This is a genomic window from Aminobacter sp. LjRoot7, assembly GCF_964252895.1.
Taxonomy (GTDB): domain Bacteria; phylum Pseudomonadota; class Alphaproteobacteria; order Rhizobiales; family Rhizobiaceae; genus Aminobacter; species Aminobacter aminovorans_B.
Window position 1 is genome coordinate 1,003,842 of record NZ_CAXUPX020000001.1, and the last position, 23,359, is coordinate 1,027,200.

At 62.8% G+C, this 23,359-nt stretch carries 22 protein-coding genes, 1 tRNA gene and 1 pseudogene; 15 read left to right on the forward strand and 9 right to left on the reverse strand.

Features of this window, described 5'->3' with window-relative positions; translation table 11 throughout:
- Positions 1-338 precede the first annotated feature (338 nt).
- Positions 339-1,388 (forward strand): threonine aldolase family protein, encoded by a 1,050-nt coding sequence (locus ACSQ3E_RS04880; RefSeq protein WP_436121817.1) that lies wholly within the window; start codon positions 339-341, stop codon positions 1,386-1,388.
- A gap of 75 nt (positions 1,389-1,463) precedes the next feature.
- Here ACSQ3E_RS04880 and ACSQ3E_RS04885 read toward each other — a convergent pair whose 3' ends face one another.
- The gene (locus ACSQ3E_RS04885) at positions 1,464-1,931 is read right to left on the reverse strand and encodes an Hsp20 family protein (protein WP_436121818.1); all 468 of its coding nucleotides are present in this window, start codon (positions 1,929-1,931) and stop codon (positions 1,464-1,466) included.
- Between the two features lie 479 nt (positions 1,932-2,410).
- Here ACSQ3E_RS04885 and ACSQ3E_RS04890 point away from each other — a divergent pair, with 479 nt between their 5' ends.
- Entirely contained in the window at positions 2,411-3,370 is a 960-nt protein-coding gene (locus ACSQ3E_RS04890; RefSeq protein WP_436121819.1) for an alpha/beta fold hydrolase, read from the forward strand.
- A gap of 6 nt (positions 3,371-3,376) precedes the next feature.
- Here ACSQ3E_RS04890 and hisN read toward each other — a convergent pair whose 3' ends face one another.
- Together hisN and ACSQ3E_RS04900 are read right to left on the reverse strand one after the other, a co-directional pair.
- Positions 3,377-4,150 (reverse strand): histidinol-phosphatase, encoded by a 774-nt coding sequence (gene hisN / locus ACSQ3E_RS04895; protein ID WP_436121820.1) that lies wholly within the window; start codon positions 4,148-4,150, stop codon positions 3,377-3,379.
- A gap of 222 nt (positions 4,151-4,372) precedes the next feature.
- Positions 4,373-5,263, reverse strand: a complete 891-nt coding sequence (locus tag ACSQ3E_RS04900; RefSeq protein ID WP_310322378.1) for an N-formylglutamate amidohydrolase — start codon at positions 5,261-5,263, stop codon at positions 4,373-4,375.
- A gap of 228 nt (positions 5,264-5,491) precedes the next feature.
- On the opposite strand from ACSQ3E_RS04900, the gene cpdR reads away from it, so the two are divergent.
- Complete coding sequence (gene cpdR, locus ACSQ3E_RS04905) at positions 5,492-5,854, forward strand: cell cycle two-component system response regulator CpdR (RefSeq protein ID WP_018429348.1); 363 nt, start codon at positions 5,492-5,494, stop codon at positions 5,852-5,854.
- A 127-nt stretch (positions 5,855-5,981) separates the two neighbouring features.
- Positions 5,982-6,056, forward strand: a tRNA-Val gene (locus ACSQ3E_RS04910).
- A gap of 84 nt (positions 6,057-6,140) precedes the next feature.
- Here ACSQ3E_RS04910 and ACSQ3E_RS04915 read toward each other — a convergent pair.
- A complete protein-coding gene (locus ACSQ3E_RS04915; protein ID WP_436121821.1) occupies positions 6,141-7,628 on the reverse strand; it encodes a flavin-containing monooxygenase in 1,488 nt (495 codons plus the stop codon).
- A 92-nt stretch (positions 7,629-7,720) separates the two neighbouring features.
- The gene (locus ACSQ3E_RS04920) at positions 7,721-8,173 is read right to left on the reverse strand and encodes a cupin domain-containing protein (RefSeq protein WP_310322394.1); all 453 of its coding nucleotides are present in this window, start codon (positions 8,171-8,173) and stop codon (positions 7,721-7,723) included.
- 248 nt (positions 8,174-8,421) lie between these two features.
- On the opposite strand from ACSQ3E_RS04920, the gene ACSQ3E_RS04925 reads away from it, so the two are divergent.
- The 3 genes from ACSQ3E_RS04925 to ACSQ3E_RS04935 all read left to right on the forward strand — a co-directional run bounded on the left by ACSQ3E_RS04925 (position 8,422) and on the right by ACSQ3E_RS04935 (position 10,855).
- A complete protein-coding gene (locus ACSQ3E_RS04925) occupies positions 8,422-9,372 on the forward strand; it encodes an AraC family transcriptional regulator (protein ID WP_436121822.1) in 951 nt (316 codons plus the stop codon).
- A gap of 103 nt (positions 9,373-9,475) precedes the next feature.
- Entirely contained in the window at positions 9,476-9,727 is a 252-nt protein-coding gene (locus ACSQ3E_RS04930) for a hypothetical protein (protein WP_436121823.1), read from the forward strand.
- Positions 9,728-10,087: 360 nt separating this feature from the next.
- On the forward strand, positions 10,088-10,855 hold the full coding sequence (locus ACSQ3E_RS04935; protein WP_436121824.1) for an aspartate/glutamate racemase family protein: 768 nt from the start codon (positions 10,088-10,090) through the stop codon (positions 10,853-10,855).
- Here ACSQ3E_RS04935 and ACSQ3E_RS04940 read toward each other — a convergent pair.
- Positions 10,852-11,664 carry a GntR family transcriptional regulator gene (locus ACSQ3E_RS04940; RefSeq protein ID WP_436121825.1) on the reverse strand — a complete coding sequence of 271 codons (813 nt, stop codon included), beginning with the start codon at positions 11,662-11,664 and terminating at the stop codon, positions 10,852-10,854. The two genes, ACSQ3E_RS04935 and ACSQ3E_RS04940, sit on opposite strands and share 4 nt — an antisense overlap.
- A gap of 44 nt (positions 11,665-11,708) precedes the next feature.
- Here ACSQ3E_RS04940 and ACSQ3E_RS04945 point away from each other — a divergent pair, with 44 nt between their 5' ends.
- The 8 genes and pseudogenes from ACSQ3E_RS04945 (at position 11,709) to ACSQ3E_RS04980 (ending at position 19,355) form a co-directional block, all read left to right on the forward strand.
- Positions 11,709-12,722 (forward strand): ABC transporter ATP-binding protein, encoded by a 1,014-nt coding sequence (locus ACSQ3E_RS04945; RefSeq protein ID WP_436121826.1) that lies wholly within the window; start codon positions 11,709-11,711, stop codon positions 12,720-12,722.
- A gap of 457 nt (positions 12,723-13,179) precedes the next feature.
- Positions 13,180-14,745 carry an ABC transporter substrate-binding protein gene (locus ACSQ3E_RS04950; protein WP_436121827.1) on the forward strand — a complete coding sequence of 522 codons (1,566 nt, stop codon included), beginning with the start codon at positions 13,180-13,182 and terminating at the stop codon, positions 14,743-14,745.
- Positions 14,746-14,803: 58 nt separating this feature from the next.
- Complete coding sequence (locus tag ACSQ3E_RS04955; RefSeq protein ID WP_115730891.1) at positions 14,804-15,769, forward strand: ABC transporter permease; 966 nt, start codon at positions 14,804-14,806, stop codon at positions 15,767-15,769.
- Positions 15,766-16,689 (forward strand): ABC transporter permease, encoded by a 924-nt coding sequence (locus tag ACSQ3E_RS04960; RefSeq protein WP_436121828.1) that lies wholly within the window; start codon positions 15,766-15,768, stop codon positions 16,687-16,689. The genes ACSQ3E_RS04955 and ACSQ3E_RS04960 overlap by 4 nt, the downstream gene beginning before the upstream one ends.
- Before the next feature lie 18 nt (positions 16,690-16,707).
- The gene (locus tag ACSQ3E_RS04965; protein WP_436121829.1) at positions 16,708-17,907 is read left to right on the forward strand and encodes an amidohydrolase family protein; all 1,200 of its coding nucleotides are present in this window, start codon (positions 16,708-16,710) and stop codon (positions 17,905-17,907) included.
- A gap of 100 nt (positions 17,908-18,007) precedes the next feature.
- A pseudogene (locus ACSQ3E_RS04970) lies at positions 18,008-18,389 on the forward strand (ATP-binding cassette domain-containing protein); the annotation flags it as partial.
- A gap of 192 nt (positions 18,390-18,581) precedes the next feature.
- Positions 18,582-18,866, forward strand: coding sequence for an oligopeptide/dipeptide ABC transporter ATP-binding protein (locus ACSQ3E_RS04975; protein ID WP_436121975.1), 285 nt, complete (start codon positions 18,582-18,584; stop codon positions 18,864-18,866).
- A 246-nt stretch (positions 18,867-19,112) separates the two neighbouring features.
- On the forward strand, positions 19,113-19,355 hold the full coding sequence (locus ACSQ3E_RS04980; RefSeq protein ID WP_310322416.1) for a DUF1344 domain-containing protein: 243 nt from the start codon (positions 19,113-19,115) through the stop codon (positions 19,353-19,355).
- Between the two features lie 61 nt (positions 19,356-19,416).
- On the opposite strand, the gene ACSQ3E_RS04985 is transcribed toward ACSQ3E_RS04980, so the two are convergent.
- The 3 genes from ACSQ3E_RS04985 to ACSQ3E_RS04995 are packed head-to-tail and all read right to left on the reverse strand — an operon-like array spanning position 19,417 to position 23,359.
- Positions 19,417-21,072: a GMC family oxidoreductase gene (locus ACSQ3E_RS04985; RefSeq protein ID WP_436121830.1), complete on the reverse strand. Its 1,656-nt coding sequence runs from the start codon at positions 21,070-21,072 to the stop codon at positions 19,417-19,419.
- A gap of 8 nt (positions 21,073-21,080) precedes the next feature.
- Positions 21,081-21,857 (reverse strand): 3-ketoacyl-ACP reductase, encoded by a 777-nt coding sequence (locus ACSQ3E_RS04990; protein WP_436121831.1) that lies wholly within the window; start codon positions 21,855-21,857, stop codon positions 21,081-21,083.
- Positions 21,854-23,359, reverse strand: a complete 1,506-nt coding sequence (locus ACSQ3E_RS04995) for a GMC oxidoreductase (RefSeq protein WP_436121832.1) — start codon at positions 23,357-23,359, stop codon at positions 21,854-21,856. The genes ACSQ3E_RS04990 and ACSQ3E_RS04995 overlap by 4 nt, the downstream gene beginning before the upstream one ends.

The following is a 23,359-nucleotide window of genomic DNA, read 5'->3' on the forward strand; positions in this document are numbered from 1 at the left end:
CTGACCCTAGCTCGCGGCGGAAGCCGGACGCGGCGTCATCATACGCCAAATCCGGTTCGCTTTGGGCAGATAAATAAGACAGCACTGCTGTCCTAAATTTTGTATGACAGAATTCTTGAATACGCACAAGACCGATTCACGAATTTTCCGCCTCTGAGAAGACCGAAAATTACGTCAAACCGTCGCATGGCGTAATTTTTGAACCCCCGGTCAAAACAGTGCTTTTCCTGCCTCAATCGATTTCCGGACCCCGCACTTGCCGAAGATCGGCAAATCCGGTCTAGCTCGCGCCTATCCTGCCACGCAGTCTCCCGCAGCCATATTACGGACGGACGATAATGTTCTTCGCATCAGACAATTGGGCCGGCGCTCACCCCAAGGTCTCCGAGCGTTTGCACGCCAATGCCGCAGGCTTCAGCCGCGCCTATGGCGATGGCGAGCTCGACAAGGCGGTCTATGCCAAATTCTCCGAGATTTTCGAACGTGAAGTCGCCGTGTTCTACGTCGCCACCGGAACGGCGGCGAACTCGCTGTCGCTCGCCGCTTACGGCAAGTCGGGCGGCATTTCCTTCGCCCATCGCGAGGCGCACATCCTCGAGGACGAATGCGGCGCGCCGGAGTATTTCTCCCATGGCTCGCGGCTTTCTCCTGTCGATGGCCCGCTCGGGCGCATGGACATCGGCAATCTCGAGCGCGCCGTCGGCCGCTACGCCTCTGAGAATGTGCACGGCGGACGCCCAGCGGCGATCTCCATCACCCAGGCGACCGAGGTCGGCACCATCTACGGCCTCGACGACATCGAGGCCGTCTCCGCCGTCGCTCGCAAGCATGCGCTGCCGCTGCACATGGACGGCGCCCGCTTTGCCAATGCGCTTGTATCGCTCGACGTCTCGCCGGCTGAAATGACCTGGAAGCGCGGCGTCGACATCGTCTCCTTCGGCGGCACCAAGAATGGTTGTTGGTGTGCCGAGGCGATCGTCATGTTCGACCTCGACCGTGCCAGGGAAATGGCCTTCCTGCGCAAGCGCTCGGCCCAGCTGTTCTCCAAGGCACGCTTCATCTCGGCGCAGTTCGACGCCTATTTCGACGGCGGCCTGTGGCTGGAGACGGCACGGCACGCCAATGCGATGTCGGCCAGGCTGGCCCAGGCGATCGAAAGCTCGTCCGTCGCGCGCCTCGGCTGGCGGCCCCAGGCCAACGAAGTCTTCGCCATCATCAGGAAGGATGTCGCCCAGAAGGCCCAGGCGGCCGGCGCTGCCTTCTACACATGGCCGACCCCAACGTCGCTCGCCGGCCAGATCGGCGACGACGAGGCGCTCTATCGCTTCGTCACCTCCTTTGCCACCACATCAGACGACATCGGCCGGTTCAGCGAACTGCTGCGTTAATTCAGATTTCCGGATAGCTGGACAACAAAAAGGCGGCGCTGGTGGCGCCGCCTTTGCTGCTTGGGAGGAGCAGTCTTAGTTGACCGTGTTGGCCTCGATCTGCTTGGCAGTCGCCGGAGCAGCCGAGATCTCGATCTTGCGAGGCTTGTGCTCTTCGGGAATGTTGCGCTTGAGATCGATGTGCAGCAGGCCGTTCTTGAGGTTCGCACCTACGACCTCGACGTGGTCGGCGAGCTGGAAGCGGCGTTCGAAGGCACGCGAGGCGATGCCGCGATAAAGCAGCTCCGAACCTTCGCCGGCGCTTTCATTGGCGCGCTCGCCCTTGACCGTCAGTACATTGCGATGGGCTTCGATCGAAATCTCGGTTTCCGAGAAGCCTGCGACCGCCATGCTGATGCGGTAGGCGTCTTCGCCGGTACGCTCGATGTTGTAAGGCGGATAGGTGGTGCCGCCGTCAGGCTGGCCAAGGCCATCAAGCATGTTGAACAGGCGGTCGAAACCGACGGTCGAGCGGTGGAGCGAAGAAAAATCAACGTGACGCATGGGTGTTCTCCAGTGAGCAACAAGGTTTTGCGCATGACCTGTGCCGAAACCCATTCTGGCGTCCCGGCGGTGGTCAGCGGCCCCGATATTGGGCGCCGCAGGAGACATTTGGGGGCCGCCCAAAGCCATTTCAAGACATCTTCGCGAGAGCTTTTTCACTGCTGCCAGGATGAACCTCAGATGAACCGGCCCTTCGGTATCCGTTCAGGTCGCCCCGTCTAGAGTGCACCCAAGTTAACGAACAGGCGGCACCACAGAATGCCGCCGACGAGGCCGAACCGGGTTGCAACGTCCCTTCCTCCCGGAACGACAGAGGCCGAAGGCAACCCGCAAGCTGCCTTCGGCCTCATTCGATTCCGATTGGGCGATTCCGATTGGCGATTCCGCTTCGCACGGATTTCCTTTGATTTTCTCGATGCGGCTTTCTATCACCCTCGTATCGCCAGATCCCACTGTAGCGAGTGCCGAGCCGAGCGCTGATGACGGACGTGTTCCACGAAATCCCCGGCAATCCGGTACCCGAGCGGGCAACCGTCGGCCACTTCAACGCGCATGACGGCAAACAACTGCGTTATGGCCTGTTTCCCGCGACCTCGCACCCGTTCAAGGGCACGGTGATTCTGCTGCCGGGCCGCAACGAGTGCATCGAGAAGTATTTCGAGACCATTCGCGATCTGTCGGTGCGCGGCCATGCCGTTGCCACCTTCGACTGGCGCGGCCAGGGCGCTTCCGAGCGGCTGCTGCGCGACCGCCATCGAGGCCACGTCAAGACCTTCGACCACTACGTCAAGGATCTCGAGGCGTTCTTCGAGCAGATCGTTTTGCCCGACTGCCGCGGCCCGTTCTTCATCCTCGCCCATTCGAGCGGTGCGCTGATCGCGCTGCTTGCGGCACCCGCGATGATCAACCGCGTCCAGCGCATGGTGCTGGTGGCACCGTTCATGTCGGTTGTCGGCGCTCCGTTTTCGATGAAGACGATCCGGCGCCTAACGACGCTGCTGTACTGGCTCGGCCTCGGCGGGCTTTATGCCGCCTGGGGCCCGCGGCCGCGCGAAGGCACGCCCTTTGCCGTCAACAAGCTGACCAGCGACGAACGCCGCTACCGCCGCAACATCCTGCTCTACGAAACCTATCCCGAACTGTCCGTCGGCGGACCGACGATCGCCTGGCTGCGGGCAGCGGCCTCGGCATCGGAAGCCGTGCGCGACCCCGCCTTCATGGCATCGCTCAAGGTGCCGATGCTGATCGTCACCGCCGGCGCCGACCAGGTCGTGTCGACGCGCGACGTCGAGCAATATGTCCACGGATGCCGCGTCGCTTCGCTTTTGACCATCGACGGCGCCCGTCACGAAATCCTGCAGGAAGTCGACATCTACCGCGAGCAGCTGCTCGCGGCGTTCAGCGCCTTCGTGCCGGGAACGCCAGCGACGGTGGAATAGTCTGATTCAGCCCATCAGCACCTTCAACGCCGCGGCATGCAGCTCGGGCGTTGCTGCCGCGATGATATCGCCGCCGTTTTCGGCCGGACCACCTTCGAAAGTGGTGACGATGCCACCGGCCTGCTCGATGATGGGGATCAGAGCCACGATGTCGTAGGGCTTGAGCCCCGGATCGACGACGATGTCGACCTGGCCTGCCGCAACCATGGCAAAGGCGTAGCAGTCGGTGCCGTAGCGCGCGAGCTGAACCTGGGTCTCCAGATGATCGTAGCGCTTGCGCATCTCGCCCTTGAACAGGGCAGGCGTGGTGGTGAACATCGTCGCATTGGCCAGCGATGTGGTCTTGCGCACGGCAAGCTTACGCGGCCCGCCCGGCCCCTCATAGTGCGAGCCCTTGCCGTCGGCATAAAACAGCTCGCCGGTGAAAGGCTGCGACATCAGGCCGGCGACCGCATCGCCATTGACAGTCAACCCGACCAGTGTGCCCCACACCGGCAGGCCGGAAATGAAGGCGCGCGTGCCGTCGATCGGGTCGATCACCCAGACATGGCTGTTGCCGAGGTTTTCGCTGCCATGCTCCTCGCCGAGGATGCCATGGTCGGGAAATTCGCCGTTGATCAGCGCGCGGATGGCGCGCTCGGCCTCCTGGTCGGCCTCGGTGACAGGATCGAAACCGCTGGCCAGCTTGTTTTCCACCGCCTCGAGGCGGCGAAAACGCGGCAGCGTCTCAGCTGCTGCGGCACTCGCGATCCGTCGCATGAAACCAGCATCGACCATCATTCACCCCATCTCCAACTGTGGCGTGGATGACACGCCACGACCCCGCTCGGCAATAACCACATCACCGTGAATTAAAAAGCCCAAAGGCGCCTTGACTTTTGTGCAGCGCACAATAATCTCGACCTCGGACAGTTCTCCTGTCCATGCCCTCCTTGGGCGTTTCCTCCCTAGACTTCGACCGCTCTCCGGAGCGGTCTTTTTTTTAGCCACGGCCTGTCGCGGCTATTCCGCGGCCAATGGCAGGTCGAGGAAATGATAATCCGGAATCGCCATCAGATCGGCGGAAAACCGGGCCAGATCGTCGGCAAGCGCATAAAAACCGGCTGATTTCTTGAACGTCCGTTCGTCCATGTAGAGCCCGCGATTGATCTCGATCTGCAGCGCGTGCAGCTTCCGCGCCGGCCGGCCGTAGTGCTCGGTGATGAAGCCGCCGGCGTAAGGTTTATTGTGCGCCACAGCATAACCCATGGCCGCCAGCAGCCCGATCGCCCGCTCCGACAGAGCAGATGCAGCAGAAGTTCCGAAGCGGTCGCCGACGATGAAATCGGGCCGCGCGCCATTGTCGCCCAGGCGCACCGACGCCGGCATCGAATGGCAGTCGACCAGCACGGCATAGCCAAACCGGGCATGCGTCCGGGTGACCAGCCGCTTCAGCGTCTCATGATAAGGCTTGTAGACGGATTCGATCCGCCCGATCGCTTCGGCCAGCGGCAGCCGGCCGGGATAGATGTCGAGCCCCTCGCCGACCAGCTTCGGCACAGTGCCGAGCCCTCCGGCGACACGCGCCGAGCGCACATTGGCGAAGGGCGGCACCGGCTCGGCGAACATCCGGGGATCGAGCTCCCACGGCTCGCGGTTCACATCGAGATAGGCGCGCGGGAAGTGCGCCGTCAGCATCGGTGCGCCAAGGGCAACGGCCGCGCCGAACAGCTCGTCGACGTAGCAGTCCTCCGAGCGCCTGATGGCCATGGCGTCGAGCCTGGACATCGCCAGGAACCGGTCGGGATAGCAGCGTCCGCTATGCGGCGAATTGAACACGAACGGCACACGCTGCTCGGCACTCGTCCGGACTTCGAACGGCGGCAGCTCGGCGAAATCTTCGGCTGGCGTCATCTTTGCTGATGGACCTGCGAAATGCACTCACTCATCCATCGAAAGTGCCACCTGCGGCCGCCCCTGTCCAGCCGTTCGAGTGGTGGAAAGTCGGCCCTTTTTGTGCCTTTGCGTCACTCTGCTGACACGGCATTCACTTGATGTTTACCGTCCAGGACTCATATACAAGATGGTTAACGAAGCCCCTGCTGGGGGGCGGCTTCGACCGCTGATTCGGACGGGATACTTATGGCACGCATTCTTCTGGCAGAAGACGACGACGATATGCGTCGCTTCCTGGTCAAGGCGCTGGAACGCGCAGGTTACCAGGTGAGCGACTTCGACAATGGCGCGAGCGCTTACGAGCGGCTGCGCGAGGAACCCTTTTCGCTGCTTCTGACCGACATCGTCATGCCGGAAATGGACGGCATCGAACTGGCGCGCCGCGCAACCGAGATCGACCCCGATCTCAAGGTGATGTTCATCACCGGCTTCGCGGCAGTCGCCCTGAACCCTGATTCGAAGGCTCCGCGCGACGCAAAAGTGCTGTCGAAGCCCTTCCATCTGCGCGATCTCGTCAACGAGGTCGAGAAGATGCTCCACGCCGCTTAGGCGTTTCCCCAGCGTCGCCAAGGGGAATTGATGGCGCCGGGAAAGGAATTGATGATCCGGCGCATTTTTCCGCCAAACACGCTATTGACGCGCCGGATCAAAAATGGTGTATCCGCCCCCATCGGATGGGCGTGTAGCTCAGCGGGAGAGCACTGCATTGACATTGCAGGGGTCACAGGTTCAATCCCTGTCACGCCCACCATCCGAACTCCCTGATATCGCTCAACAAAATTCGTCAGACGCCCGACCAACATTCGGGCGTGACGCAGTTCTTTTCGCCGTCTGGTTACGCTGCGCGATAATCCGGCGCACTTGCCAGATAGCCGGCATAGGCATCGGCGTTCGGTGGCGCGAAGTTCTCGGCTAGGGGATTGCGCCGCCGTTTCGTTGCGCCGATGTCGGCCAGCAGCTCGTCGAAATGCTTGAAGTGATAAGGCGCAACGCAGAGGCCGCCATAGACGCCTGCCGCCGGTCGTTCGTCGCGCTTCCAGCGCAGCATCATCTCGATATTGTCGGTCATCTCCTGGCGCGTTGGCTGCCGCCCCAATTTGCCGTCGGCGTAGCGCACCAGCCAGTTGGCGGCGAGTTCGGCGCTCAGCACCGTGCAGAATGACGAGTTGAAGCCGACAAAGCCCATGTCGGGCAAATCGGGATTGGCGATGACGCGATAGAGCCGGTACTGCCCGTCGGGCTCGACAAGCTTGCGCCGGCATTCTTCCGGCAGGAACGGCACGCCCGGTTTCCAGCCGACCGCGAGAATGGCCATGTCGGCCTTGACCCGCTCCCCACCTGACAGGATCACCGTGTCCTTGTCGTACGAAGCAATGGTGCCCTGGATCGCCTTGATGCGACCGTCGGCGACCATGTCGAAGAAGCCGGGCGTGACGATCGGTACCGAGCAGTTGATGCTGGTTTCGATCGGCACCTTTGGCCTGAGGCCAGTCTTCTTCAGCTTGAGCTGCAGCGACAACAGGCTCTCCAGCCCCCGCCAATTGGCCCAGACGAAGGGCTTGGCCACTGCATGCGCCAGCCGCGCCAGCAGGGGCTGGTTCCAGCTCGGGAACATCACCTCCTGGGCGCGGACGTAGAGGATGCGCTTGAAGTTGATCAGGCCGCCGATGAAATAGGGAATGCGCCAGACCGGCTCGAGATAGACGATGGTGACGGCAGCAGCGCCCGAATTGACGGCGTTGACGGCAATGTCGGTCGCCGACTTGGAGAAGCCGAGCACCACGACTCGCTTGCCTCGTACAGTTGCCGGGTCGGTGTATTCGGACGAATGCAGCGCCTGGCCGCCAGCGGCGACAAACTCATCCTGCCCCGGATGCACCAGCTCGCGTTTCTCGCTGAAATTGCCGGTGCAGACGGCAACGAAATCAAAGTCCTGCCGCGTCGTCGAGCCGTCGCCAGACTCCAGTTCGACAGTCCAGCCTTTGGCGCCATTGCGCCGCTGCATGGAAACAACCTTGGTGCCGTAGCGGATAAGCGGCACGAGCCCGTTCTGCTCGGCATAGCTCTTGAGATAGGCGTGAACCTGCGTGCCTTTCGGCCATTCCGGATAGTTCTCCGGCATCGGCATCGAGGTGTAGCGATAGAGATCCTTCGGGCTCTGCGTCTGCACATCGGGATAGGAGCGCGATGGCTCCCAGACGCCGCCCAGATCGTAACCGCGCTCGACGATTTCGACATCATGCCCGCGCTGCCTGAAGGCGTGCGCTGCCGCAAGCCCGCTCACGCCGGCGCCGATGACGCAGACTTTCTTCTTCTCGACCATGTCGTTGTTTCCTTTCGCCAGGACACGGGCCAGCCTTCGCACGCGACCGATGTCGCGCGCGTCAGGCAGATTCCCCGGTGGAAGCTGGCAGCCTAGTCGTTGGCTTCGGGCGGCAGGAAGTTGACCTCGTGCTGGGCCGAGACCTTCACCACCTCGGCCGGGTCGGCGAGGTTGTCGAGCTTGTTGAACAGCTCTTCCAGCATGCCGGCCGGCGACACCCAGAACAGCGCCTTGGTCGGCTTGTCCGACTTGTTGAAGTAGCCATGCGGAATGCCCCTGGGCATGCGCACCAGGTCGCCGGCCTTGGCCTTGACCCATTCGCCGTCGAGCTTGAGGTCGAGTTCGCCTTCCTGCACCAGGATGAATTCTTCCTGGTTCGGATGGATGTGCACGGGCACGAACTGGCCCGGCTCGCTGTTGGTCTCGAATGCGAAGGTCGATTCACAGACCGCCTTCGGGAAATAGACCTGCCCAAGGATGTTCCAGGTCTTGCCGGCATAGCCGGTGCCCTGGCGCGTGATGCCCTTGGCGAGTTCATTGCTCATGTGATGCTCCCTTTGCTTTCGAAGGGCCTGCCTGAGGCGACCCTTTCATTTGTTCCACCGCAGAGATTGCTGCGGGCATCCCCAAAGCACTAGCCGGAATGCGCGATGACTATCCAGAAAGCGCAAAAATGCTGCCGGCGCGACCTGTTGCCGCTCATTTTCGTTGGCAGCCCAAGGATCGGTGCTAGTCTGCCAAAATGCTGATGGAAGAGGCGTCCGTCCGAAGGGTACCGCTTTCAGACCATGTCTTGTTTCAGTCGAACGATCTCGACTGCGCCAGGGAGCGGGTCGCCCAGAAGTTTTGCAATCACCGACTGGACATCATCGGTGACCGGAAAGCTTTTCGCGTCACCCATAATCATGCGCCCGGCGAGATGATCTCGCTGAACTACATCAGCTATGGCGCCGATGTGTTGATCGATCCGGGCGAACTTGGCGACTTCTACCTGATCCAGATGCCGGTCTCGGGCGCAGCCACCGTCCGCAACGGCACGCGCGAATTCCTGACCGACCGCAGCATCGCCTCCGTCCTTAACGCCGACCTGGCGACAAGAATGAAATGGTGGCAGGGCTGCGCCCAGTTGCTGGTCCAGGTTCGCAAGGCGCCGCTGCATGCCTTCGCCATGCGCCTGCTCGACCGCGATATCCAGGGGCCGCTTATCTTCGACCCGCTGATCGATTTCTCCCGGCCCGAGATGCAGGCATGGCGACGCTTGGCCAACTCGCTTTTCCATGCCGCCGACGCGAAAGCACCTTTGCACGGCCCAGGCCTGCACAACGTGCTGCACGAGCAGCACCTGCTGGAACTGTTCCTGCGCAACCAGCCCAACAATATGAGCCTGTTCTTCAATGAGCAGAGGCCAGGTGCTGCCCCTCGCCACCTGAAGCGGGCAGAAGAATTCATCCGCGCCAATGTCGCGGCACCCATTGGGCTGCATGAGATCGCAGAAGCTGCCGGCGTGGCCCCGAGGACGCTGCAACTGGCCTATCGCAACGCCTTCGGTATCTCGCCGATCCGCGCACTGACACGCGAGCGCATGCGCCGTGCCCGCTTCGACCTGGTGGCGGGCGAAGCCAGCGTCACCGACATCGCGCTGAAATGGGGCTTCACCCATTTCGGCCGCTTCGCCGCCGAATACCGGCACGAGTTTGGCGAGCTCCCGCGCGAGACGAGAAAGGCCAGCGCCTTGCCGCAATAGCTTGCGGGCGCATGGCGGAACGCACTACCCTCCTGCCTGACACGCGACGCTGCCGGACAGCATTCGGTCGCCTTCGTCGTTCGGCAATCTCTGGAGCCCACCGATGCCTGACCTGCCCCGGATGGCACCGCCGTTGCAGGCGATCCTGATGTCGGAGCTATCAAGGGGAAACAGCATTCTCTCGGTCGGTGACTGGCCGCCGGACTGCCGCCTGTTCGTCATGCTCGCGCGTCCGTTCAGGAAGAAATACGTCATGTCGGCCGATGTCGAATACGCCGTGGTCAACGACCCGCACTACTGGAAAGCCGAATATCGCTACAGGAACGGCGAGGAATGCCTGGCCTGCGGTTTCTAGGCCTGTTCTCGGCCGAACCTGCAATTTCCGACGTGTATACAATTATCACAACGTCCTGATGCGCTAGCTGCTCCGGAAAGCCGTGCATTGCTTGGCTTTGAGCTGCCGCGCGCTGCAGCGCAGCAAAACCTCAAATCCTTCAAATGCTTGCACCGCCAACTGCTGCAGTCCGTGCATCCATGCGTAAACCCGCCTCCGTCGGTTCTGTGCCAGGCGGGCGCTCTTTCTCGCCTGTCCCGGAAAATCGCCTGATGCCATGTTGACAACAGCAAATTACATCCAATACGAATACATGATAGTATACAATTTAAGGCTGGGAATTACCCACACCCGGCGAGGCCAGCGGCTTCAGAGGATCGCATGAGAATTAAGCTCATCAATCCCAACACCACCCAGTCGATGACCGACCTCATCGGCGACGCGGCGCGATCGGTTGCGGCACCTGGAACCGAGATCCTGGCGGTAACCTCCCGCTCCGGCGCCGCCTCGATCGAAGGCCACTACGACGAAGCGATGAGCATTATCGGGCTTGTTGACGAGATCATGGATGGGCCGGCCGCCGACGCCTACATCATCGCCTGCTTTGGCGATCCCGGCCTGCTTGCGGCGCGCGAGATAACAGGCGCGCCGGTGTTCGGCATTGCCGAAGCAGCGATGCACGCCGCAACCTTCGTCGCTACTGGCTTTTCCGTGGTGACGACGCTCGAGCGCACCCGCATCATCGCCGAACAGCTGGTCCGCAACTATGGCATGGAGCACCATTGCCGCCGCGTGCGCGCCACCGACGTTCCGGTGCTGGAGCTCGAGAAGCCGGAATCGAACGCCCGCGCCATCATCCTGGCCGAATGCGAGAGGGCGCTGTCCGAGGACCGTTCGGAAGCGATCGTTCTCGGCTGCGCCGGCATGGCCGATCTCGCGCATTATCTGGAAGACCGGCTGCAGGTGCCTGTCATCGACGGCGTCGTCGCCGGCGTCAAATTTGCCGAGGCCATCGTCGGCATGGGCCTGAAGACGTCCAAGCGTGGCGACCTCGCCTATCCGCTGCCCAAGACCTATCGCGGCAAGCTTGCCGGCTATGCACCCGATACGCGCCTCGCAAGCACTGAAAAGTCGAGAAAGGTCAGTTAGGCCAAGGGTTTGAACAGCGTCTTGAAGTCGACGCGCACGGGGTGGTCGGACAGGTCGATTTGAGCCTCGATATGACGGAGATGGTGGTCCATGTACTGCGCAGCTTTCTTGCCGTCCCGCCGCTTCAGGGCGTCCACGATCTCCTTGTGCTCGCTGTACGAACACGGCACCGCACCCGGCGACTCATACAGCGCGATGATCAGCGACGTTCGCGATACCAGCTCGTGGACGAAGTCACGCAACACCTCGTTTCCCGCAAGCGAGGCGAGTTCACGATGAAAATCCCCGGAGAGCTGCAGCCGCCTATGTTTGCTGTCTTGCTCGACTGCCTCCGCCTCGACGCTCACCATGGCCGTCAGCCGATCGACGTCTTCCTTGGTGATCGTCGAGGCGAGCTTTTCCGCGAGGATGCATTCCACGCCGCGCCTGGCTTCGAACACCTGCCGCGCCTCCTCGATCGAAGGCTTGGAAACAAAGGCGCCTTTGTTGGGGATCAGGTCGACAAGCTTCTCGTGCGACAGCCGCTGCAGAACTTTGCGGATGATCGTGCGGCTGACGCCGAAGGCCGTCGCCAGCGCATCTTCCTGCAACGGCGTCGCCGGGCGGATCTGATGGTTGATGATCGCCGCGTAGATTTCGCCGTGAATATGCTCGTCGGTTGGGCCGCCGCGCTTCTTGGTCTTGCCGGCCTGCGGCGAAACGGCGGTCTTCGAAGCGCGGGGCTCGCGTAGCATGTCACGATCCTGGTGAATTGGGCATAGGGAGGACTTGGTATGTATTCTATCCTCTACAGTTCCCGCTTGGAACATGCCTTTTCCCTTGGCACAACCCTTGAACGAACGGCGGTGCTCCCATGACTGGACTAGCCCTTGACCCGAGACCGGCGGCGCAAACAGGAGCCGTTCTCGATGTACACAATCTGCGCATCGAATTTCCATTGCGCCAGCGTTCCCTTGTCGCGGTCGACGACGTTTCCTTCAGCATCGGTCAGGGCGAAATCCTTGGCGTTGTCGGCGAGTCTGGCGCCGGCAAGTCGCTGACCGGCAGCGCCCTGATCGGGCTTTTGCAGCCGCCCGGACGGATTGCCGGCGGCACGGTCCATCTCTCCGGTCAACGCATCGACGACCTGCCGCAGGCCGAACAGCGCAAGCTGCGCGGCCGCCACATCGGCGCGATCTTCCAGGATCCGCTGACCAGCCTCGACCCGCTGTTCACCGTCGGGCGCCAGCTCACCGAAACCATCCGCGCGCATCATCCCGGCAATGCCGAGACCGCACGCGCCAAGGCGCTGCAGCTGCTGCGCGAGGTCGGCATCGCCGATCCGGAAAACCGCTTCAGCCAGTACCCGCACCAGTTTTCCGGCGGCATGCGCCAGCGCATCGTCATCGCACTGGCGCTCGCCGGCGAGCCCGAGCTGATCATCGCCGACGAGCCGACAACGGCGCTCGATGTCTCGGTGCAGGCCCAGATCATCGGCCTTTTGAAGCGGCTTGCGGCGACGCGCGGCACCGCAATCATGCTCGTCACTCACGACATGGGCGTCATCGCCGAGACCGCCGACCGTGTAGCGGTGATGTATGCCGGCCGGGTCGTCGAAATCGGACCGGTCGACGAGGTCATCCATCGTCCCCGACACCCCTATACGGAGGGCCTGATGGGCTCGATCCCATCGCTCAACCGCAAGGCCGATCGGCTTGCGCAGATCGACGGCTCGATGCCGCGCCTCGGCAGCTGGCCCGAAGGCTGCGCCTTCAATCCACGCTGCCCCAAGGCCGGGGACCGCTGTCGCAGCGAACTGCCAAGGCTCGCCGATGCCGGCGGTACATCCGCCGCCTGCTTCATCCACCAGGGCGGCACGACGCTCTGACGACAGCATGGCAGCGCGCGCTGCCGTGGCCGAACACGGTATTCGACCGGCGTCGCCCGTTGCAAACGGCGACCGCTTAGTTACGCCCACCCTCCCAGCAAAAAGCTCAAATTTCAGGCATTATTTGTATACAATTGATGTCACTTTGCGCATACAACACTGTAGACGAAGCGTATTCGATGTGAAATCATCCCTCCTGTCGGCTCTCAACAGGCTGGGCTCCAAGTGACAAGCGCTCGAGATCAGAACGGATCGAAATGGGCATTCCCCGCACCTCGGGGGATGAGAGGATCGCGGTTTCGTTCCTGTCACGCCGGCCATGCAGCCCTGTTGAACCAGCTCAAGACCCCGATGGACGCGGCAGCTTTCGGCATGCCCGACGCCCCGGCCATCGGCCTGCCGACGCCCGAACGAGACAACGCAAGTCCAACAATCAAGAACTGTGTGGGAACAGCCGATGAACCGTTATCTGAAAATACTTCTCCTCACCTCCTGCGCCGGCCTCGCCGTCAGCGCGGCTGATGCCAAGACGCTGCGGTTCGCTGAATCGCAGGAAATCAGTTCGATGGACCCTCACGCGGCGCGTGAGGATTTCACCCTCAGCCTGATCGGCAATGTTTATGAAGGCCTTGTCCGCTGGAACAAGGAGCTCAAGATCGAGCCGGCGCTGGCCGAAAGCTGGGAAACGCTATCCGACACCAAATGGCGCTTCCATTTGCGCAAGGGCGTGGAGTTCCACAACGGCAACCCGTTCACCGCCGACGACGTGATCTTCTCCTTCGAACGCGCCGGCTCGCCCGGCTCACCCTTCGCCGGCCTGCTTGAGCCCATCGCCGAGGTAGTCAAGGTCGACGATCACACCATCGACATGACGCTGAAGCGCAAATACGCGCTGCTGCTCAACGATTTCGCCGGCTGGTACATTCTCGACAAGGAGTTCCAGGAATCGATCGGCGCCCAGAAGCCGCTCGACTTGTCGACCAACACCGGCGGCGCGATGATCACGCAAGGTGTCGGCACCGGACCGTTCAAGGTCGCCAGCCGCGAGCCCGATGTGAAGACGGTCTTCGTCGCCAACGAGAAATGGTGGGACAAGCGCGAGCACAACATCGACGAGATCGTCTACACGCCGATCGCCAACAACGCGACGCGCGTCGCGGCCCTGCTCTCCGGCGAAGTCGACTTCATTCGCAACGCACCGCCGCAGGACGTCGCGCGCATCGAAGCCACCCCTGGCATGCAGATCATGCGCGCGCCCCACCTGCGCAACATCTTCTACGGCATGGACCAGCAGTCCAAGACCTTGCCCGGTCTCGATTCCAACCCGCTCGCCGACATCCGCGTCCGCAAGGCGATCTACCAGGCCATCGACATCGACGGCATCAAGCGCTCGATCATGCGCGACAACAGCCGCCCGTCAGCTATCATGATGGCGCCACAGCTGCCGTTCTACGACGCCAGCCTCGACGTCCGTTTCCCCTTTGACATCGAGGCGTCGAAGGCGCTGCTCAAGGAAGCGGGCTATGCCGACGGCTTCACTTTGCCGATGGATTGCCCGGCCGGTTCGTTCATCAATGACGAGCAGATCTGCCAGGCAACTGTCGGCATGCTTGCCAAGGTCGGCATCAAGGCACAGCTGACGATGCATCCGCCCGTGCAGTTCGACACCGAACTGCCGGCCGGCAAATACTCCTTCTACATGCTGGGCTGGGCCGGCCTGCCGACGCTGGACGCCTACAACATCATCTCGGCGACCTTCCATACGCCCACCGGCGACCTCGGCGCCTGGAATCCGAAGGGCTATTCCAACGCCCGGGTCGATGAGCTGATCCCGCAGATTGGTACCGAATACGACACCGAGAAGCGCCAGGAGATGATCTCCGAGGTCATGAAGCTGCATCGCGACGAGGTCGGCAAGATCATGCTGCACCAGCAGTTCCTGACCTGGGGTATGAGCGACAAGGTCCACGCCATCGTACCGGCCGACGAATACACGCGGTTCTGGTACTACACGATGGACTGACGAATGATCGGAGGCTGGGTGCCACGCGCCCGGCCTCTTCTCCATTTCAGAGGCTGAGATGATTTCCTTGCTCGCCACGCGACTGACCAGCGTCATCCTCGTGATGCTGGTCGTGTCGGCGCTTTCGTTTTCGATCTTCAATTTCCTCGGCGACCCGGTGAACAACATCCTCGGCGTCAACGCAACGCTTGCCCAGCGCGAGGAGCTGCGGGTCGCGCTTGGTCTCGACCAGTCGACATTCGTCCAGTTCTGGCGCTTCGTTGAACGCGCCGTGGTCGGCGATTTCGGTGTCTCCTACCGCAACCGCCAGCCGGTGGTCGACCTGATCCTCGCCCGCCTGCCGGCGACGCTGGAACTGGTCCTGTGCGCCACCGTCATCGCCCTTGCCGTCGGCATCCCGATGGGTGTCTACACCGCGCTCAAGCCACGCGGCCTCCTCAGCCGCAGCCTGCAGTTCGGTTCGCTGCTCGGCATCTCGATGCCGCAGTTCCTGATCGGCATGCTTTTGATCCTGGTTTTCTCCGTCGAGCTGCGCTGGCTCTCGGCCTTCGGCCGCGGTGAGGTCGTCAAGCTCGGCTGGTGGACGACGGGTATGCTGACCACGTCGGGCCTCAAGGCGCTGATCATGCCGACAATCACGCTCGCCGTGTTCCAGGTGTCGATGATCATGCGCCTGGTGCGCGGCGAGATGCTCGAGGTGGTGCGGACCGATTTCGTCAAGTTCGCCCGTGCCCGCGGCCTCTCCGACCGCGCCGTCTATCTGACGCACGCGCTGCGCAACAGCCTGCTTCCCGTCATCACCATCACCGGCCTGCAGATCGGCTCGCTGATCGCCTTCGCCATCGTGGTCGAAGCAGTGTTCCAGTGGCCGGGGATGGGCATGCTGATCCTGCAGGCCATCGAATTTGCCGACTTCCCCGTCATGGCCGCTTATCTCGCCTTCGTCGGCTTCAGCTTCGTCACGATCAACCTGATCGTCGACTTGATCTATCTCGCCGTTGATCCAAGGTTGCGCGCAAAATGAGCCAGCTCGTCCTCAGACTCAAAGCCTTCGGCAACAGCGAACTGGCCTGGCGCTTCAGGAACTCGCCGCCGGTCATCTTCGCCGCTGTCGTGCTCATCGTGCTGGTGTTCTGCGCCGCTGCCGCAAGCCTGATCGCGCCGCATAATCCGTTCGATCCGGCGACCCTCAACATCATGGACGCACGCCTGCCGCCGGTGTGGATCGATGGCAGTAGCTCGACCTATCTGCTCGGCACCGACGAGCAGGGCCGCGACATCCTCTCCACCATCTTCTACGGCATGCGCGTGTCGATCCTTGTCGGTATCGCCGCCGTCGCCTTCTCGATGACAATCGGCGTCGCGCTCGGCCTGATCGCTGGCTATCTCGGCGGCTGGGTCGACACCGTCATCATGCGGCTCGGCGACATCCAGCTCAGCTTCCCCACCATCATGATCGCCTTCTTCATCGACGGCGTCGCCAAGATCGTTATGCCGATCGGCATGCGCGAGGAGATGCGCTTTTACGTCGTCATCCTGGCGATCGGCGTCGCCGACTGGGTCCAATTCGCACGCACCGTGCGCGCCGCCACCATGATCGAGCGCCGCAAGGACTATGTCGCCGCCGCCCGCATCAGCGAGGTCAGCGGTGTCCGCATCCTGTTTGCCCACATCCTGCCCAACACCATCGGCCCGGTGCTGGTGCTTGCGACGCTGGGCCTCGGCGTCGCCATCCTTACCGAAGCGATCCTGTCCTTCCTCGGCCTCGGCATGCCGCCGTCGCAGCCCTCGCTCGGAACCTTGATCCGCGCCGGCAACGACCTGCTTCTGTCTGGCGAATGGTGGATCTCGCTCTTCCCCGGTGCCGCACTCGTCTTGCTGGTGCTGGCCGTCAACATCGTCGGCGACTGGCTTCGCGACGTCCTCAACCCTCGCCTCCGCTAAGACCACGGAACAGCAATCATGACCGACCTTCTGCTCACCAATGTCCGCCCCGACGCCGGGGTCGCCAGCAACATCCTGATCGAGAACGGCCGCATCTCGGCTATCGGCAGTGATGTGACAGCCCGCGACGGCATCAAGGTCGTCGACGGCAAGGGCGCGATCGCCATAGCCCCCTTCGTCGAAGCACACGTCCACCTCGACAAGATCCTGTGGGGCCTGCCCTGGCACAGCATCAACGTGCCGGATTCGCTCCGCGCGATGATCGACAACGAGGTCGATATCCGCCGCACCTTGCCCTGGTCGGTCGCCGAGCGCGCCAGCAATCTGATGCGCCAATGCGTCGCCAACGGCTCGACCCATATCCGCAGCCATGTCGATATCTCGCCCGAATACAAGCTCGACAATCTCCACGGCGTACTCGCTGCCTGGGAAAAGACCAAGCACGCTGTCGACCTCGAAATCGTCGCCTTCCCGCAGCTCGGCATGCTGATAGAGCCGGGCACGGCCGAGCTGATGGAAGCTGCCCTCGACGAAGGCGCTTCGATCATCGGCGGCATCGACCCAGCCAGCGTCGACGGCGACGCCAAGGGTCATCTCGACACCATCTTCGGCATCGCCCACCGCAAGCAGGCCAAGATCGACATCCACCTCCACGAGCGCGGCGAGCTTGGCCTCTACGAGCTCGGCCTTATCGCCGAACGCGCCAAGGCGCTTGGCATGCAGGACAAGGTCATCGTCAGCCATGCCTTCTGCCTCGGCACTGCATCCCGCGACGAGCTTGCCCGCATGATGGACCTGCTCGCCGAAGCTGGCATCGGCATCATCTCGGCGGTTCCGGGCGACATCCCCTTCCCGCCGATGTTCGAGCTCGCCGACTATGGCGTGCGCTGCGCGGTTGCCTCCGATTCTTTGCGCGACACCTGGAACCCGCATGGCAATGGCGACATGCTGGAGCGCTGCTGGCTGTTGTCCTGGCGCAGCAACTGCCGCACCGACGCCGAGCTGACGGCTGCCCTCGACATGGGCACCAAGCGTGGCGCCGACCTGCTCGATCTCGCTGGCCACGGGCTGGACGTCGGCTGCGACGGCAGCCTCGTGCTGATCGAGGGCGAAAACCCGGCGCAGATCGTCGTCGATCGGCCAAAGCGCGCGCTGGTGGTCAAGCGTGGCCGCATCGTCGCCCGCGACGGCGCATGGATCGAAGGTGGCGGCGCATGAACGCAATCGTCAGCGAACAGCCTCTGCTCAAGGTCGCCAATCTCGGCCGCACCTTCGACGTCTCGGCACCGTTCCTGCAGCGGCTGGTGACGCGCGCGCCGCGCCGCAGCGTCAAGGCCGTCGACGGCGTCAGCTTCGCCATCCGCCCTGGCACCACCTTCTCGCTGGTCGGCGAATCCGGCTGCGGCAAGTCGACCGTCGCGCGCCTCGTCGCCGGACTGGAGAAGCCGACCGCGGGCGCTGTCGAGATCCGCAAGGCCAGCGGCGAACGCGTCCGCCTGCAGATGGTGTTCCAGGATCCCGTCGGCAGCCTCAACCCGCGCTGGCGCATCGGCCAGAGCATCGCCGAGCCCATGGCGCAAAAGCTTGGCCGCACTGAGCGCCGCAAGCGTATTGGCGAGTTGCTTGTTACGGTCGGCCTGGCGCCCAGCGACGCCGACAAATACCCGCACGAATTCTCCGGCGGCCAGCGCCAGCGCATCTCGATTGCCCGCGCGCTTGCCGCCGAGGCCGAACTGCTCTTGCTCGACGAACCGACCTCCGCCCTCGACGTCTCGGTGCAGGCGCAGGTGCTCAACCTGCTCAAGGACCTGCAGCAGAAGCTCGGCCTGACCTACCTGTTCATCAGCCACAACCTCTCGGTCGTGCGCTTCCTCACCGACCGCATCGGCGTGATGTATCTCGGCCGCCTCGTCGAGGAAGGACCGGGCGAAGTCATCCTCGAAAACCCGCAACACCCCTACACCCGACTGCTGCTCGAAACCGTGCCCGACCTCGAAGCGCCAAAGCGTGATCGCGCACCTCTGGGCGGCGACATTCCGAGCCCGCTCAACCCGCCAAGCGGTTGCACCTTCCACCCGCGCTGCCCGCTGGCGATGGACATCTGCAAGAAGGAGAGGCCCGAACTGAGGCTCTCCGCCGGCGGCGCCAACGTCGCATGCCATGCAGTGACGGGCTGACTGCAGAGGAAGAAACTGAAATCGAAGGATCGGCCTATCTTGCCAATCAACGGGCCGTTATTACAGGATTTTAATAATAAACCGCCAAAGCCAATTTTGATTGGCATCAACATTACAGAGATTTAACAAAAACCGCCAATAAGTAAGTGGAACCCGAAAACAACTTCAGCATTTATATCTCGCATGGAGTTGCCGGCCGCACCTGAGGATCAGGGGAAAAATGGCTAAACAAACAGGAGCACTTCTATGAATAAGATTGTTCTCGCATTTGTTGCTGCAAGTCTGTTTTCGGTTCCTGCCTTTGCGGCCGATGGCATCGTCAAGGAATTCAACAAGGAAACCCGCGTCATCATGCTTGAAGATGGCACGAGCTATACCATCCCCGCCGACGTCGCCATTCCGCCGGAGGTCAAGGCCGGCGCCAAGGTCTCGGTGCAGACCGACAAGAACGACAACACCAAGATCACCGACGTTCTGATGAACCCGTAACCTCTACGGACGACAATCGGGGCCACGGGCGCCTTGCGCCCGTGGCCTTTCGTTTTGGCGCTCAGCTCATCTCGGCCCGCGCCCTTGGCCTGATATCGTTGCGCTCATGCGTGAAGATCGCCGGTGGCAGCGGGTCGCGGTTGCGGATGATGTCGGCGCCCTTTTCGCCCATCATGATCGTCGGGCCGTTGGTATTGCACGACGGCACGCGCGGCATCACCGAGCTGTCGCAGACACGCAGGCCCTCTATGCCGCGCACCTTGAGCTCGAGGTCGACCACGGCCATGTCGTCGGTGCCCATCTTGCAGGTGCCGACGGGATGATGGTCGGTCTTGGCGTTGGCGCAGCCATAGTCGAACAGCTGTTCCTCGGTCATCTTGTCCGGCCCCGGCAGCCGCTCGGCCAGCACGAAGGGCTTGAGGGCCGCCTGCTGCATGATCTCACGCGCCACCCTGAGCCCCTCGATCGACATCTTGCGGTCGTGTGGATCGGACCAGTAGTTGGGGTCGATCAGCGGGGCGGTTGCGGGATCGCTTGAAGCGAGACGCACCGTGCCGCGCGAGCGCGGGTGCAGGTAGGCCGAGTTCAGCGTCACTCCGGCATTCTTGAGCCGCGCCACGCCGGCCTCTATGCCTGAACCAAGCCCGAGGTGGAACTGGATATCGGGCGAGCGGGCATCGGGATCGGCATACCAGAAGCCGCCCGTCTCGAAGAGGCTCGACGTCACCGGCCCGGTGCGGAAAAGCACATATTGCAGCCCGGCCCACAGTGTCCGATGCAGCTTGGCGACGTTGTCGTAGGTGTGATCGCCGGTGCATTCGGAAATGACGAACAGGTCGAGGTGGTCCTGCATGTTTTCGCCGACGCCCTTGAGGTCGTGGACAACGGGAACGCCGACGCTTTTCAGGTGATCGGCCGGGCCGATGCCCGACTGCAGCAGAAGCTTGGGCGAGCCGATCGCACCCGAGGACACCAGCACCTCGCGCTCGGCGCGGATCATCTCGGTATTATTGCCGCTGGCGATCTCGACACCGACCGCCCTGCCCTTTTCGACGACGATGCGTGTCACCCGCGCGCCCAGACGGACGGTCAGGTTGCGCCGGTCCTTGATCGGAGCGAGATAGGCCATCGAGGCCGACGAACGTCGCTTGTTGCGCTGGGTCAGCTGGTAGAAGCCGACGCCAGCCTGCTGCTTGCCATTGAAGTCGTGATTGTAGGGAATGCCAAGCTCCTGGCCGGCGCGGATATAGGCATCGCAGATCGGCAGCGCAGCCGAGGGCATCGACACGCCGAGCGGGCCGCCATAGCCATGATAGTCGTCAGCGAAACGCTGGTTATCTTCCGAGCGCTTGAAATAGGGCAACACTGAGCGGTAGCCCCAGCCGGTGCAGCCGTCCTCGCTCGCCCACAGATCATAGTCGGCGGCATTGCCGCGCGTATAGAGTTGGGCGTTGATGCTAGAGCCGCCGCCGATCACCTTGGCCTGGGTGTAGCGCAGCACGCGGTTCTTCATGTGCTTCTGCGGCACGGTTTCCCAGCCCCAGCTCGCCACGCCCTTGGTCATCTTGGCAAAGCCCGCCGGCATGTGGAACAGCGGGCTCCAGTCGCCACCGCCCGCTTCCAGCAACAGCACGCGCACGTCGGGGTCTTCGCTCAGCCGGTTGGCAAGCACGCAGCCGGCGGGACCCGCACCTGTGATGATGTAGTCGTAGGTCATCTCTGATCTCAAAGTCGCGCGACCGACAGCGCACCGTCGGCCCTGATGATGGAACCGGTGGCGAAACCGAACCCGCCGCTGGCAAGTGCTGCCGCGATGCGGCCGATGTCGTTTGGCTCGCCCCAGCGCTTGACCGGCACAAGCCCGTCGGCGATCAGCCGGTCGTATTTCTCCGAGATTTTCGCCGTCATGTCGGAACGGATGATGCCGGGCCGGATCTCGAACACGTCGATACCGGTGCCGGCGAGCCGCAACGTCAGCCCTTGCGTGAAGGCGGCAAGCCCGGCCTTCGACATGCAGTAGTCGAGCCTGTCGGGCGACGTCATCTCGGCCGAGATCGAGGTGATGTTGATTACCGAGCGCGGGTGAAGTGTGGGCGGCGCAATCAGCATGGCGCGCAGCACAGCCTGGGTGAAGAACACGGTGCCGCGCAGATTGACCGCCATGATGGCGTTGAAATTCTCGGGCGTCAGCTCGAGGAAATCGCCGCGTACCCTGGACGCGACGCCGGCATTGTTGACCAGGCAATCGATCTGCCCGAAGTGTCCGACGATCTTGTCGACGGTGCCCGCGTGGCCATCGAGATCGGCGAGGTCGGAGGCGACAAACAGTACCCGAGCGCCATGCTTCTCAAGGCCCGAAACTGCCTCGGTGGAGGTTGCATCTTCCTCGCGGTCGGTGATGGCGAGATCGAAGCCGGTCCGGGCAAGCGCCTCGGCGACCGCAAGGCCGATGCCGCGACGCGCGCCGGTCACCAGCGCGACAGGTTTTGCCGCAACCTTCATGCCGCCAGATCCTTTTCAGCGATGTGGTTGGCGACCCGCAGCGCCTGGGCCGCAATGGTCAGCGCCGGATTGACCGCCGCCGACGTCGGCAGGAAGCTCGCGTCGACGACAAACAGGTTGGGATGCTCGAAGGCGCGGCAGAAGACGTCGAGCGGCGCCTCCTTGGGGTCGTTGCCCATCCGCACTGTGCCGCACTGATGCGACGGCGTGCGCTTGTCGAAGGCGCGTGACACGACGAGCGGAAAGCCCGCGCTGCGCAGCACCTGCTTGAGCTTGGCCACCAAGCGCTCATGCGCCTCCCAGTTGCTGCGCACCCATTTCAGCACGATGCGCTCGCCGTCGATCATCACCCGGCTGTCCGGCGACGGCAGGTCCTCGCTCATGGCATAGAAGTCGATCGAATGCGCCGTCACCCGGTTCAGCAGCCACTCCGGCACCGCCGGCATCGAGCCCTTCAGGATCGTGCCCGAGATCCGGCCCAGCAACTGGACATTGCCGAGCGGCGGCCCGCCCTCGCCGTCGGAGAGGTAAAAATCGTTGAAGCCGAAAGTCTTCTGGTAGATCGAGTCGTTGCGGAACCAAGGGCTCATGGCGATCACCGCCGTCGAGTTGTGGTTCATGAAGTTGCGGCCGACCTGGTCGGAGCGGTTGGCGAGCCCGCTGGGATTGCTGTCATTGGCCGAGCGCAGCAGAAGCACCGCCGACTGCACGGCGCCCGCTGACAGGATCACCAGCTTCGGCCGCAGCACCGCAGTCTCGCCATCGCTGATGTAGTGGACCGCGACGATCCGCCCGTCAGCCGCCGCTTCCAGCCGCGTCACGCGCGAGCCGGTCTGAAGCCTGACGTTCTCGTGCTTCAGCGCCGCCGCCAGCGCGGTCGTCTCGGCATCCATCTTGCCGTCGAAGCTGTTGGGATGCGCGTCCCACGGCGTCTTGCCCTTGGCCAACCAGCGGTCGATGTCGACGCCGAGCGGTAGCGAGAAGGGATGCACGCCTTTGGCCTTGAGGCGCGCCCGCACCTTGGAGATCGCCGGTTCGTCAGCGACCGGCTTAAGGCCATAGGGCTGCGAATGCGCCGGTTCGGTCGGGTCCTCGCCAAGCGTGCCGCGCACCTGGTAGAGCTCCTCGGCAAGCCCATACCACGGCTCCAGGTCGCCATAGGTTATCGGCCATGCCGGCGAGATACCGTCGAGATGCTGCATCTCGTCAAAGTCCTCGCGGCGATAGCGCGTCAGCACCGCCCCGTAGAACTTCGAATTGCCGCCGACATTGTAGTAGTTGCCGGGGTTGAAGCCCGTGCCGTCGACCTCGTACCAGGTCTCGTCGGGCCGGAAGTGCCCACGTTGGAAGATGGCGCGCTGGTCGCGGTTTTCCGGCCGGTCGGCGATGTGACCGCCGGTCTCCAGGATCAGGATTTCGGCACCGGTCGCAGCGAGGCCAGCAGCGACAGTCGCGCCGCCGACACCCGAACCAATGATGACGATATCAGGCTGTCTCGACAT